This window comes from Klebsiella sp. CN_Kp104 (assembly GCF_040064515.1).
In the GTDB taxonomy this organism is placed as follows: domain Bacteria; phylum Pseudomonadota; class Gammaproteobacteria; order Enterobacterales; family Enterobacteriaceae; genus Klebsiella; species Klebsiella aerogenes.
In genome coordinates, this window is record NZ_JBEAII010000046.1 from 70,491 (window position 1) to 83,693 (window position 13,203).

Annotated in this window: 12 protein-coding genes; 5 read left to right on the top strand and 7 right to left on the bottom strand. The window is 56.0% G+C overall.

Annotated elements, in window-relative coordinates; translation table 11 throughout:
• From nagK to ABLU80_RS24225, 3 genes are all read left to right on the top strand, one after another.
• Nucleotides 1-912, top strand: coding sequence for an N-acetylglucosamine kinase (nagK, locus tag ABLU80_RS24215; RefSeq protein ID WP_348850552.1), 912 nt, complete (start codon nucleotides 1-3; stop codon nucleotides 910-912).
• 14 nt (nucleotides 913-926) lie between these two features.
• Nucleotides 927-1,751 carry a Sir2 family NAD+-dependent deacetylase gene (gene cobB, locus ABLU80_RS24220; RefSeq protein ID WP_047037522.1) on the top strand — a complete coding sequence of 275 codons (825 nt, stop codon included), beginning with the start codon at nucleotides 927-929 and terminating at the stop codon, nucleotides 1,749-1,751.
• Nucleotides 1,752-1,984: 233 nt separating this feature from the next.
• On the top strand, nucleotides 1,985-3,613 hold the full coding sequence (locus ABLU80_RS24225; RefSeq protein WP_320944320.1) for a long-chain fatty acid--CoA ligase: 1,629 nt from the start codon (nucleotides 1,985-1,987) through the stop codon (nucleotides 3,611-3,613).
• Between the two features lie 79 nt (nucleotides 3,614-3,692).
• Here ABLU80_RS24225 and potD read toward each other — a convergent pair whose 3' ends face one another.
• From potD to potA, 4 genes are read right to left on the bottom strand one after another with little or no spacing between them, the layout of a single operon-like run.
• The gene (potD, locus tag ABLU80_RS24230) at nucleotides 3,693-4,739 is read right to left on the bottom strand and encodes a spermidine/putrescine ABC transporter substrate-binding protein PotD (protein WP_020079135.1); all 1,047 of its coding nucleotides are present in this window, start codon (nucleotides 4,737-4,739) and stop codon (nucleotides 3,693-3,695) included.
• Nucleotides 4,736-5,521: a spermidine/putrescine ABC transporter permease PotC gene (potC, locus tag ABLU80_RS24235; RefSeq protein ID WP_012968557.1), complete on the bottom strand. Its 786-nt coding sequence runs from the start codon at nucleotides 5,519-5,521 to the stop codon at nucleotides 4,736-4,738. Before potC ends, potD begins: the two co-directional genes overlap by 4 nt.
• Nucleotides 5,518-6,375, bottom strand: a complete 858-nt coding sequence (gene potB / locus ABLU80_RS24240) for a spermidine/putrescine ABC transporter permease PotB (RefSeq protein WP_015705059.1) — start codon at nucleotides 6,373-6,375, stop codon at nucleotides 5,518-5,520. The genes potC and potB overlap by 4 nt, the downstream gene beginning before the upstream one ends.
• On the bottom strand, nucleotides 6,359-7,495 hold the full coding sequence (potA, locus tag ABLU80_RS24245; protein WP_020079134.1) for a spermidine/putrescine ABC transporter ATP-binding protein PotA: 1,137 nt from the start codon (nucleotides 7,493-7,495) through the stop codon (nucleotides 6,359-6,361). Before potA ends, potB begins: the two co-directional genes overlap by 17 nt.
• A 254-nt stretch (nucleotides 7,496-7,749) precedes the next feature.
• On the opposite strand from potA, the gene pepT reads away from it, so the two are divergent.
• Nucleotides 7,750-8,973 carry a peptidase T gene (pepT, locus tag ABLU80_RS24250; RefSeq protein ID WP_045361297.1) on the top strand — a complete coding sequence of 408 codons (1,224 nt, stop codon included), beginning with the start codon at nucleotides 7,750-7,752 and terminating at the stop codon, nucleotides 8,971-8,973.
• Between the two features lie 86 nt (nucleotides 8,974-9,059).
• Nucleotides 9,060-9,551, top strand: a complete 492-nt coding sequence (locus tag ABLU80_RS24255) for a transposase (protein WP_348850553.1) — start codon at nucleotides 9,060-9,062, stop codon at nucleotides 9,549-9,551.
• Between the two features lie 298 nt (nucleotides 9,552-9,849).
• Here ABLU80_RS24255 and ABLU80_RS24260 read toward each other — a convergent pair whose 3' ends face one another.
• The 3 genes from ABLU80_RS24260 to phoP all read right to left on the bottom strand — a co-directional run bounded on the left by ABLU80_RS24260 (nucleotide 9,850) and on the right by phoP (nucleotide 13,194).
• Nucleotides 9,850-10,971 carry a cupin domain-containing protein gene (locus ABLU80_RS24260; protein WP_015367148.1) on the bottom strand — a complete coding sequence of 374 codons (1,122 nt, stop codon included), beginning with the start codon at nucleotides 10,969-10,971 and terminating at the stop codon, nucleotides 9,850-9,852.
• 85 nt (nucleotides 10,972-11,056) lie between these two features.
• Nucleotides 11,057-12,523 carry a two-component system sensor histidine kinase PhoQ gene (phoQ, locus tag ABLU80_RS24265; protein ID WP_015705063.1) on the bottom strand — a complete coding sequence of 489 codons (1,467 nt, stop codon included), beginning with the start codon at nucleotides 12,521-12,523 and terminating at the stop codon, nucleotides 11,057-11,059.
• Complete coding sequence (gene phoP / locus ABLU80_RS24270; RefSeq protein ID WP_015367146.1) at nucleotides 12,520-13,194, bottom strand: two-component system response regulator PhoP; 675 nt, start codon at nucleotides 13,192-13,194, stop codon at nucleotides 12,520-12,522. Before phoP ends, phoQ begins: the two co-directional genes overlap by 4 nt.
• Nucleotides 13,195-13,203 lie beyond the last annotated feature (9 nt).

The following is a 13,203-nucleotide window of genomic DNA, read 5'->3' on the forward strand; positions in this document are numbered from 1 at the left end:
ATGTACTACGGATTTGACATTGGCGGCAGCAAGATAGCATTGGGCGTATTTGATAACGTCCGGCAACTGCAGTGGGAAAAACGTGTCCCCACTCCAACGGAAAGCTATGAGGCTTTCCTGCAGGCGATTGAAGCGCTGGTTCGCGAAGCCGATCGGCGCTTTGGCGTGGAGGGCGCGGTCGGTATCGGTATCCCTGGCATGCCGGAAACCGCGGACGGCAAGCTGTATGCCGCCAACGTACCCGCCGCCAGCGGCCAACCGCTGCGCGTTGATCTCAGCGCGCGCCTGGGGCGTGAAGTGCGTCTTGATAATGACGCCAACTGCTTTGCGTTATCTGAAGCGTGGGATGATGAATTTACTCAATATCCGCTGGTGATGGGATTAATCCTCGGCACCGGCGTGGGCGGCGGGATCGTGCTTAACGGCAAATCGATAACCGGTCACAGCTACATCACCGGCGAGTTCGGCCATATTCGTCTACCGGTAGACGCCCTGGAAGTGGTGGGGCGCGATTTTCCGCTGACCCGCTGCGGTTGCGGTCAGCTCGGCTGCATCGAGAACTATCTTTCCGGTCGCGGATTCGCCTGGCTGTATCAGCATTTTTACCATCAATCCTTAACTTCGCCGCAGATCGTCGATCTGTGGCTGCAGGGTGATGCGCAGGCGCGGGAGCACGTCGAGCGTTATCTCGATCTACTGGCCGTTTGTCTGGGCAATATCCTCACCATTGTCGATCCGGATCTGCTGGTGTTGGGTGGCGGATTATCTAATTTTACTGCTATAACCGAAGGGCTGGCGCAGCGCCTGCCGCGTCATTTGCTTCCGGTCGCCCGGGTGCCGCGCATTGAGCGCGCGCGTCATGGCGACGCCGGAGGTATGCGCGGTGCGGCCTTCCTTCATTTGACTCATTAATTACAGGGGTAGCTATGCTGTCGCGCCGCTTACATCGCTTAAGCCGTTTCCGCCGTAAAAAACGCCAGTTACGCGATCGCTTACGGCAACGTGTCTTCTTCGGCGAAGACAAAACGCCGCCGCAGGCAATAGACAAACCGCGGGTGGTGGTGTTAACCGGCGCCGGTATTTCGGCAGAGTCGGGGATTAAAACCTTCCGCGCCGCCGACGGCCTGTGGGAAGAACACCGGGTGGAGGACGTGGCGACACCGGAAGGTTTTGCCCGCGACCCGGCGCTGGTGCAGGCGTTTTATAACGCCCGCCGCCGCCAGCTGCAGAGCGCAGAAATCGCGCCTAATGCCGCGCATCTGGCGCTGGCGAAGCTGGAAGAGGCGCTTGGCGATCGTTTTCTGCTGGTGACGCAGAACATCGATAATCTGCACGAGCGTGCGGGTAACCGCCGGGTTATCCATATGCATGGCGAGTTGCTGAAAGTACGCTGTTCGTGGAGCGGGCAGGTGCTGGAATGGACCGGCGACGTGACGGCGGATGACAAATGCCACTGCTGCCAGTTCCCGGCGGCGCTGCGCCCGCACGTGGTATGGTTTGGCGAGATGCCGCTGGGGATGGATGAGATCTACAGCGGGTTGGCCGAGGCCGATATCTTTATTGCTATCGGAACCTCTGGTCACGTTTATCCGGCGGCGGGTTTCGTCCATGAAGCCCGTCTGCACGGCGCGCATACCGTCGAGCTAAACCTTGAACCCAGCCAGGTCGGCAGCGAATTCGCTGAGAAACATTACGGGCTGGCAAGCGAAGTGGTGCCCGAGTTCATTGATAAGCTGCTGAAAGGACTTTAGTGGTCATACGCCGCGCCTTTTACTACGGGCGCGGCTTTCTGGTTCATGGCCCGCGGTTTTACTCTTGCGTAATCCCTCAATCGTCCCCCTGGTAACTCAAATTTTGTGCGTTAGCGCTGATTTCCGTACGTTTTTTTGCGCGCAGCGACGAATCTGAACCAGATTTAAAGGCACCAGCTTTAACTCCGATAATCCCAGCAGCTATATCCTCAGCCTGTCCAGGAGCTTCAGTGATGCCTTCGCCGATGATTTATCAGCACTTAACTACCTCAGCGCTACTCGAACACGCGGCGCAGTATCATCGCGAGACGGAAATCGTCTCGGTGAGTACTGCCGGAGAAATAGAACGTAGCTGTTGGGGAGAAGTTGCCCGCAACGCCCGACGGCTGGCCTCGGCGCTGGCGACGTTGGGCCTGCCCGCTGGCGCCCGCTGCGGTACGTTAGCGTGGAATAACCGTCGTCATCTCGAAATCTATTTCGCCGTCGCGTCCGGCGGTTGGGTGACGCACACGATCAATCCGCGGCTGTCGGTCGAACATCTGTTGTATATCATCAATGATGCCGCCGATGAGGTGCTGTTTATTGACCAGACTTTCCTGCCATTAATACGGCAACTGCAGCCACAACTACCGACGGTTAAACATATCGTATTGATGGAGCCGCATAGTGAAGACGCGCAGGATTTGCTGCCGTCGTTACGCTTTTTTGACCAGCTGTTACAGCAGGGGGATGCCGACTATTGCTGGCCTGGGTTGAATGAGCTGACGCCTGCTTCGCTTTGTTATACTTCAGGGACCACCGGCAGGCCGAAAGGCGTACTGAATACCCATCGTTCGCTGGTGCTGCATGCGCTAAGCGGCAACCAGCCGGACGGTGCAGGCATTTCAGCGCAAGATTCGCTGTTGCCGGTAGTGCCGATGTTCCACGTCAACGCCTGGGGAACGCCGTTTATTGCCGCGATGGTCGGCGCGCGGCTGGTGTTGCCGGGGCCGCACCTGGATGGCGATAGCCTGTTGCGTCTGCTGAGCGCCGAGAAGGTCAGCGTGGCTTTTGGCGTGCCGGTGATTTGGGCCGGACTGCTGGCGGCGCTGCGAAAATCGGATCTTCGCCTGCCTTATTTCAAACGCTCCTTCGTCGGTGGCTCGGCGTTACCGCCATCGATGAGAGAAGCGTTTAAGCGCGATTATGATATTGAGCTGATCCATGCCTGGGGGATGACGGAAACGTCGCCCATCGGTACGATCAATACGCTGCTCAGTAAGCACGCCGCACTCCCGGCGGAGCAGCAGCGTCAGCAGAGTGATGGGCAGGGACGGCCGATTTTCGGTATCGATCTGCGGGTGGTGGATATCGACGGGAAAGCGCTGCCTTGTGATGGCAAAAGTCAGGGATATTTGCAGGTTCGTGGCCACTGGGTGGTCGATCACTATTTTGGTCGCGACGAGAGTGCGCTGACCGCTGATGGCTGGTTTGATACCGGCGATATCGGCACCCTCGACGTTAACGGCTATCTGGTTATCCACGATCGGGCGAAAGATATTATTAAATCTGGCGGGGAATGGATCTCGACCGTCGAGCTGGAGAATATCGCCATCGCCCATCCAGCGGTGCGCAGCGCCGCAGCGATTGCCGCACGTCATCCGCGTTGGGATGAACGCCCGGTGTTGCTATGCGTCCGCGCTGACGGGGGCGAAGTCGAAGAGGCCGATCTGCTGGCCTGGTATCAGGAGCGGGTGCCGAAATGGCAGATCCCCGACCGCATAATTTTTATCGATGCGTTGCCGGTTAGCGCTACCGGTAAGGTGCTGAAAAATCGCCTTCGTGACGAGTACGGCCAGATTTTAATGCGCGAGGAAAGATGACCACCGCTGAGTCTGTGCATTATCTACAGCATCAGGCGGGCAGGGGAAAAAGGCGGAACCAGGGTTCCGCCTTACCGGGTTAGCGCCCGGCTTTCAGCTTCTGGTAATACTCTTCATAAATGGCGCTGGCGCTGCCGACGTCATTTTGCCATTCGCCTTTTTCGATAGTGGCGGCATCCGGATACAGCGATTTATCGTTGGCGACTTCCGGGCTGAGCATTTTGCGCGCGGCCAGGTTTGGCGTCGGATAGCCGATAGTTTCGGCTACCTGTTTCGCGACATCAGGGCGCAGCAGGAAGTTAATCAACTTCAGCGCGCCGTCAACGTTTTTGGCATTCGCCGGAATCGACAGGCTATCCATCCAGAAAATGCCGCCTTCTTTTGGCCAAATCACTTCCAGCGGGGTACCTGCCTGACGCGCGACATAAGCGGAACCGTTCCAGACCATGCCAAGGTTCACTTCGCCTTCCATATACGGGTTTGCCGGGTTATCGGAGTTGAACGCCGCGACGTTTGGCATCAGCTTTTTCAGCTCGTTATAAGCCGCTTCAATCTCTTTTGGATCGGTGGTGTTGCCGGAATAGCCCAGTTTGCGCAGCGCCATCTGGAACACCTCGCGCGCGTCATCGGTCAGCAGCAGGCTGCTTTTATATTCCGGTTTCCACAGGTCAGCCCAACTGGTCACGGTTTTCGGGTCGATAGCATCGCTATTGACGCCGATTGCCGTCGCGCCCCAGATGTAGGGAATCGAGTAGTCGTTATTCGGGTCAAAAGGTTTGTTCAGCATCTGCGGATCGAGGTTGCTGAAGTTACTCAGCTTGCTCTTGTCAATCTTTTGCAGCATGCCTTCTTTGCGCATTTTGTCGACGAAATAGGTTGATGGCACCACCAGATCGTAAGCGCCGTCTTTATAGGTTTTGAGCTTGGCGTACATGGTTTCATTCGACTCGTAGGTCGAATAGATCACCTTGATGCCGGTCTCTTTGGTGAACTGTTCCAGCAGGCCTGGCGGCACGTATTCGGTCCAGTTATAGAAGTAGAGCGTTTTGCTATCGTCCGCCTGCGCGGCGCCCATGCCCAAAGCCAGAGCGCCCGCGGCGAGCAGGTGGCGTGACCATTTTTTCATTTTAACGTCCCCTGAGTTTTATCACGTGCAATTAACTGACTGGCGATAACCATCACCAGCGAAAGAACCAACAGAATCGTCGCCAGCGCGTTCACTTCTGGTGAAACGCCGACCTTCACCATGGAGTAGATCTTCAGCGGCAGGATTTCATAACCCGGACCGGTGACAAACGAAGAGACCACCACGTCATCCATCGACAGGGTAAAGCTCAATAGCCACCCGGCCGCTACCGCCGGCAGCGCCAGCGGCAGGATGATTTTGCGCAGGATGGTCATCTCGCTGGCGCCGAGATCTTTCGCTGCTTCCAGCATGCGCACATCAAAGCCTTTCAGGCGAGAGAACACGGTCACCACCACGAATGGCAGACAGAAGGTGATATGCGAAAACAGCAGCGACCAGAAACCCAATTGGATACCGATCAGCATAAACAGCACCAGCAGGGAGATAGCCATCACGATATCCGGGGACATCATCACGACGAATAGCATTCCGCTGACGAACGGCTTACCGCGAAAACGGTAGCGATACAGCGCCACGGCGGTGAGCGAGCCGATAAGCGTGGCGAAGGTTGCCGACAGCACTGCCATGGTCAGCGAGTGCTGGGCGGCCTGCAGCAGGCTATCGTTATTCATCAGCAGGCTATACCAGTCGGTGGTGAAGCCTTGCCAGTTAATGCCAAAGCGCGAGCGGTTAAACGAGTTAACGATCAGAATAATAATAGGGATGTAGAGATACGCGTAAATGGCGGTCATAAAGCCGCCGCGCAGCAGTCGACCGATCATTCCAGCTCCACTTTTTTATTCAGCAGGCGCGCCGCGCGCCAGTAAATCAACAACATCAGCCCCATCACCAGCGTTAAGGTAATACTGGTTGCCGCGCCGAATGGCCAGTCGCGGATATTAAGGAACTGACTCTTAATAACGTTGCCGATCAGCAGGTTTTTGGCGCCGCCCATCAGGTCTGAGACGTAAAAGAGCCCCATTGCCGGCAGCATCACCAGCAGACAGCCGGCGATAATTCCCGGCATGGTCAGTGGAATAATGATGCGGATAAAAGTCTGCAGCTTGCTGGCGCCGAGATCTTTTGCCGCCTCCAGCAGCGGGCGATCCAGTTTCTCAATGCTGGAGTAGAGCGGCATCACCATAAACGGCAGCAAAATATAGACCAGGCCGATAATCACTGCTGACGGCGTGTACATAATGCGTACCGGCGTATCGATAACCCCTAACCACAGCAGGAACTCGTTCAGATAGCCTTTGGTGCTGAGGAAAATCTTCAGCCCATAGATGCGGATCAGCGAGTTTGTCCAGAACGGGACGATCAGCAGGAACAGCAGCAGCGGGCGTACCTTTTGCGGCAAGCGCGCCAGGAACCACGCGAACGGGTAGCCCAACGCCAGGCAGGCGAGGGTCGCCAGCAGCGCCATATTCAACGAGTGCAGCAGCACATCGTAATAGAGCGGATCCAGCAGCCGCGAGTAGTTATCCAGCGTGAAGACCATTTTGACGAAGTTCGCATCGTCGCGGGTCAGGAAGCTGGTGGCGATGATCATCAGGTTGGGCAGGAAAACGAACAGCACAAGCCAACCCACGATAGTGGCGATCACCACATTCTGGAATTTACTGGTGTTCTTCATCGGCCAGCACAACCTCCCAGCTTTCTACCCAGTTAATCGCCATTTTCTGGTCGAGCGAGTGGTCAAAGTCCGGATCGTCTTCATTGAAGAATTCGCTGACCATAACCATCTTGCCGTTTTCCAGCTCAACAACCGACTCAAGGGTCATCCCCTTGTAGTTGCGCTCGCGCACGTAGCCGATAAGGCCGTCAGCTTCGCTGCCGTGATGAATTTCATCCACGCGGAGATCTTCCGGACGGAGCAGTACGTTCAGCTGTTGCCCTTTTTCAACGGCGAAGTTGACGTAGATATTGCACTCGCGGCCTTCGACGCAGGCGCGTACACGCTGTTCATCCAGACGTTCAATGACGGTCGCGTTGAAGATGTTGATTTCGCCAATAAAACTGGCGACGAACAGATTCTTCGGCTCTTCGTAGATTTCACGCGGAGTGCCGTCCTGCTCAATTTTGCCATCGCGCATTACCACAATGCGGTCGGACATGGTCAGAGCTTCTTCCTGGTCATGGGTGACGAAAACAAAAGTGATACCGAGCTTGCGCTGTAGCGCTTTGAGTTCGTTCTGCATCTGCTTACGCAGCTTGTAGTCGAGCGCCGAGAGGGATTCATCAAGCAACAGCAGACGCGGTTTGTTGACCACCGCCCGGGCGATGGCGACACGCTGCTGCTGGCCGCCGGAGAGCTGGTGGGGCTTACGCTGGGCAAACGTCTCCAGCTGTACCATTTTCAAAGCGTCCACCACCCGCGGGGTGATTTCTGCCGCCGGGGTTTTCTGCATCCGCAGGCCGAAGGCGACGTTTTCAAACACGGTCATGTGCGGGAAAAGCGCATAGCTTTGGAATACGGTATTGACGTGGCGGTTTTCCGCCGGGACATGGGTGATATCCTGGTCTTCAAGGTGGATACGTCCGACATCGACGCTTTCCAGACCAGCGATTAGACGAAGAACGGTTGTTTTACCGCAGCCAGAGGGGCCAAGCAGGGTGAGAAATTCACCATTATTGATGGTTAAGTTGAGATCGGAGATAACTGTCTTACCATCAAAGCTTTTGCGAATTCCCGCCAGTTGTACCAGCGGAGAAAGCGAACGCGGTTGTATATTCAATTTTTGACTCTGTCCCATGTAGACGCAACGGAAAAGGAATCGCTGCGGGGTTTGTGATTAACCACCTTTGGGGTTGCACATAATTAATAAGGGCCAGCATTTTACGGCAAACGATTGTAATCGCCAATCATTGTTGTACCGCGGTGTACCACCTTTACACATAATGCATGTAAATGTATTAAATTTTGGTTTACGGGCTAAAAATGACCTGACGCAATATTTGTCTTTTCGCCCTTATTGATAATGTTGTCACAAAAAAAGAGGGTGGCCACATGGATAAATTGCTTGAGCGTTTTCTGCAGTATGTTTCTTTAGATACGCAATCGAAGCCTGGCGTGCGTCAGGTTCCCAGTACCGAAGGGCAGTGGAAGCTGCTGCGTTTGCTGCAGAGCCAGTTGGAAGAGATGGGGCTGGTCAACGTGACGCTAAGTGAAAAGGGCACGGTGATGGGGACGCTGCCGGCCAACGTCGCAGGCGAAATCCCGGCCATCGGTTTTATTTCCCACGTCGATACCTCGCCGGATTTCAGCGGTAAGAACGTGAACCCACAAATTGTCGAAAACTACCGCGGCGGCGATATCGCCCTCGGCATCGGCGATGAAGTGTTGTCGCCGGTGATGTTCCCGGTCCTGCATCAGCTGTTAGGCCAGACCCTGATCACCACTGACGGTAAAACGCTGCTTGGCGCCGACGATAAAGCGGGCATCGCAGAGATCATGACGGCGCTGGCGACGCTGCAGGCGAAAAAGATCCCTCACGGCGATATTCGCGTCGCCTTTACGCCGGATGAAGAAGTCGGCAAAGGCGCGAAGCACTTTGACGTCGCCGCGTTTGATGCCCGCTGGGCGTACACCGTGGATGGCGGCGGGGTCGGTGAGCTGGAATTTGAAAACTTCAATGCCGCGTCGGTCACTATCAAAATCGTTGGCAATAATGTGCATCCCGGCACCGCGAAAGGGGTGATGGTTAACGCTTTATCGCTGGCGGCGCGAATTCATGCCGAAGTGCCCGCCAATGAAGCGCCGGAAACTACCGACGGTTATGAAGGCTTTTATCACCTGACCAGCATCAAGGGCAGCGTTGACCGGGCGGAGATGCACTACATTTTGCGTGATTTCGATCGCAAGCAGTTTGAAGCGCGTAAACGCAAAATGATGGAGATCGCCAAAAAGGTCGGTAAAGGGCTACATCCGGATTGCTACATCGAACTGGTGATCGAAGATAGTTATTACAACATGCATGAGAAGGTGATTGCCCATCCGCATGTAGTGGACATCGCGCGTCAGGCGATGGTGGACTGCGATATCGAGCCGCAGATAAAGCCAATCCGCGGCGGTACGGACGGCGCCCAGCTCTCTTTCATGGGCTTACCGTGCCCGAACCTATTTACCGGCGGCTACAACTATCACGGTAAGCACGAGTTTGTCACTCTGGAGGGCATGGAAAAAGCCGTGCAGGTGATTGTGCGGATTGCGGAGCTGACGGCAAAACGTTAAACCCAGAGCCCGGTCCTGTAGGCCCGGTAAGCGCAGCGCCACCGGGCAAAAAGAGTCCATATAAGCTGAAGAGGAGGGAACCTCTGATGTCAAATTATCGCCGTAGCTATATCCCCGGCGGCTGCTGGTTCTTCACCGTAAACCTGCAAAATCGCCACAGCGATCTGCTGACACGACATATTGATCATCTTCGTGCCGCAATAGCCTGTACTAAACGTAAAAGACCTTTCCAGATTAACAGTTGGGTTGTGTTACCTGAACATATGCACTGTATCTGGACGTTGCCGGAACGCGATTCCGATTATTCCGGTCGTTGGCGGGAGATTAAAAAGTCTTTTACGCGTGCGTTAGCGCAAAGCCAGATTTGGCAGCCGCGTTTTTGGGAACATACCATCCGTAATGATGAAGATTATCGGCGTCATATGGATTACGTTTATATCAATCCAGTGAAACACCGGCTTGTCGGACGCGTGAGTGATTGGCCATATTCAACGTTCCATCGTGATGTGAGGCAGGGGTTATATCCTGAGGATTGGGCTGGGGGTATGGTCGAAATAGGTGCCGGAGAGCGGCGGTAATATGCCGGATGGCGGCTACGCCTTATCCGGCCTACGGTACCGATGCCATTTGTCGGCCCAGTAAGCGTAGCGCCACCGGGCGGGGTATGGGTTGATGCCGTTTGTCGGCCCGGTAAGCGCAGTGCCACCGGGCAGGATGTGGGTTGATGCCCGTTTGTAGGCCCGGTAAGCGTAGCGCCACCGGGCAGGGTGTTGTTGATGCCGTTGTAGGCCCGGTAAGCGCAGCGCACCGGGCAGGGTGTGGGTTGATGTGGTTTGTTGGCCCGGTAAGCGTAGCGCCACCGGGCAGGGTGTCGACTCAGTCCTCGAAGAACCAGTATCCGCTGTTGACCAGCGCCGCTAGCATGGCGAGGAAAGATGGGTCCTCCAGCGCATCGCCGAAATGTTCGGCGCGCAGCGACAGATGCGTTGCCAGGGCGTCAAGCGCCGGGCGATGCGGAGAGTCGATTTTCTCGCCGTTGACGAACACTTCGCCATCGATCCGCAGCACGCGAAGGCCGCCAAGGCGGGCGAGCTTATCGCCCTGCTGCAGCGCATCGTAAATTTCATCCGGCTGGTATGGCGGCTCCGGCGGCGCTACGTCAAGCTCGTGGCGGGATTGGGTAATGAACTCACCAAACCACTGCTTAAAGTGTTCAGGTTGGTTAATCAGCCCCAGCATCATCTCACGCAGGCGATCCAGTTCAACCGGCAGAATATCGGCCGGATGGTCGCGGGATGGCACGTCCGGATCGGCATAGCGCTGGCTGCCCAACTCTCGTTGCAAAATATAGTCAGCAAAACCGCTGAACAGCTCGCGGGCATTCGGCGCACGATAGCCGACCGAATAGTTAAGCGAATTTTCCAGAGAATAGCCTTCATGTGGGAATCCTGGCGGAATGTAGAGAATATCGCCAGGTTCCATCTCTTCATCGATGATGGCCTCGAATGGATCAACCTGTAGCAGATCGGGATGCGGACAGTGCTGCTTCATCGGCACCTTTTCGCCCACGCGCCAGCGTCGGCGGCCGGTACCCTGAATAATAAACACGTCGTATTGATCAAGGTGTGGACCCACACCGCCGCCGGGAACGGAGAAAGAGATCATCAGGTCATCGATACGCCAGTCCGGCAGGGCGCGGAAGGGATGCATCAATGCCGCCGTCGGCTCGTGCCAGTTGTTTACTGCTTGCACCAGCAGCGACCAGTTGTTCTCGCTAAGATGATCGTAGCTTTCAAATGGACCATGGCTGACCTGCCATTTTCCGTCCTGATGGCTCACCAGGCGGCTGTCGACCTCACTCTCCATGGCCAGGCCGGCCAGTTCATCCGGGCTGATTGGGTCGATGAAATTGGCGAAGCCGCGCTTTAACACTACCGGGCGTTTTTGCCAGTAGCGTTCGATGAAGTCGGGCCAGTTAAGCGTTAATTGATAGTCCATATTTATATTCCACAGCAGGTGTCTGTCTGGGATTATAACGGATGCGGCGCCGCGGCGATGCAGGCGCCGTTAAAAAACTGTTGCGTTAGCTCTCTTTATCATCAGGAAGCTGGCGGCCAAAGATAACTTCCATGCAGGCGCCGCCGAGCAGGCTGTCGCCGGTCAGGATATCGCCGTCGTACTGTTCGACAATGTCGCGGGCGACAGACAGGCCTACCCCCTGACCCGGACGCAACGTATCGGCGCGCTGGCCGCGATCGAACACCGCCGTGCGCTGGTTGCGGGGGATACCAGGGCCGTCGTCCTCCACCAGAATATGCAACTGGTTGTCGTTGGTCTGGCGTACCGAGACTTCGACAAACTCCAGACAGTACTTGCAGGCGTTATCGAGAACGTTGCCCATCACTTCCATAAAGTCGTTCTGCTCGCCGACAAAGCTTATCTCCGGCGAAATATCCAGCGTGATGTTGACCCCTTTACGCTGGTAGACCTTATTTAAAGCAGAGGTCAGGCTATCCAGCAGCGGGGCGATCGGGTGCAGTTCCCGGCTGAGAAGCGCATTGCCGCTGCGCATGCTGGCGCGGTGCAGATAGTAGCCGATTTGCTGCGAGATGCGGCTAATCTGCTCGAGCATTACCGGCTCAGCTTCGCTGACGCTGATTTTCTCGCCGCGCAGCGAGCGTAGGGTGCTTTGCAGCACCGCCAGCGGCGTTTTCAGGCTGTGGGTTAAGTCAGTGAGGGTGGTTCGGTATTTGTCATAGCGGTCACGCTCGCTTTTCAGCAGCCGGTTGAGGTTACTGACCAGGCCGGTAAGTTCACGAGTGGTGTGAGAATCGAGCCTCTCACGATGATGTTCCTCCAGCTCGCGGACCTCTTTCGCCAGTGATTCGATAGGGCGTAAACTCCACCAGGCGGCAAGCCACAGCAGCGGAATGACCAGCAACAGGTTGGCCGCCAGCACGTAAATAAACCAGCTCCACACCATGTAAGAGCGTTTTAGCTCCACCGGAATGGTGTCGACCACCACAATACTCAATTGCGGCATCGTCGCGGTGGCTGGATAGAGATTAATCGCCACCGAGTGCGTCATCTCCGAGGAGTCGTCTTCCTCGCGGATGGCGTCAAGCTGTTCGCGCATTTCATCATTATTGCGCAGCAGCAGACTACTGCTGCCAACATCGGCCTCTATTTCATGAAAGCCGTTGCTTTTCAGCCATTCAGGTTGGATCCGCTTCACCAGCCACGGGACGTCATGCTGCGCCCACAGCAGTTTACCTTTGGCGTCGTAAATCAGCGTCACCGTCGGGCTCTGCATGTTCAGGTGTTCGGGGATATCGACATCGATGTGGTTATTTTCCCACTTCGCCAGCATGTAGAATAGGTTGCTCTCGCCGCGCAGCAGGCGGAAGGTGGTTTTATCAAAGCTCACGCTGTAGCCTACCAGCGCAACCATGCCGTACGCCAACGACAGGATCAGTACCACGGCGGCGGTCGCCAGCAGAAAGCGGACGCGCAGAGAAAGCGGAAGAATATGTCGTAACACGCTTTTCATCCGCGCAGTTCGAATAAGTAGCCCTGGCCGCGCACGGTGGTGATCACGTCCTGCGGATATTGCGCCTGGATTTTCTTACGCAGCCGCCCCATCAGCACATCGATGGTGTGGCTTTCGCGGAGTTCGGCATCCGGGTAGAGCTGCAGCATTAGCGAATCTTTGCTCACCACTTTGCCGCGGTTACGGATCAGCGTTTCCATGATGGTGTACTCAAAGGCGGTGAGCTTGATCGGCTGTTCATTGACCGACAACTCGCGGCGCGATAAATCCACCTGGAACGGCGGGATCGAGATAACCTGCGAGGCCAGACCGCTATTGCGACGCAGCAACGCCTGCATGCGGGCGGCGACCTCTTCGATATGGAAGGGTTTGGTGACGTAATCATCGGCGCCAGCGCTCAGCACCTCGACTTTATCCTGCCAGCCTTCACGGGCGGTCAGCACCAGTACCGGTACCGATACGTCGTGACTGCGCCAGCGGCGGATTAGCGACAGACCGTCTTCATCCGGTAGGCCGAGGTCAACGATGGCGACATCCGGGATGTGCTCGCCCAGGTAGTAGTCTGCTTCCTTTGCATCTTCCGCAGCATCCACCTGATGCCCCAATTCCTGTAGCTGGACCTTGAGGTGATGGCGCAGCAGAGCATTATCCTCAACGACGAGTACGCGCATGCCCATTCT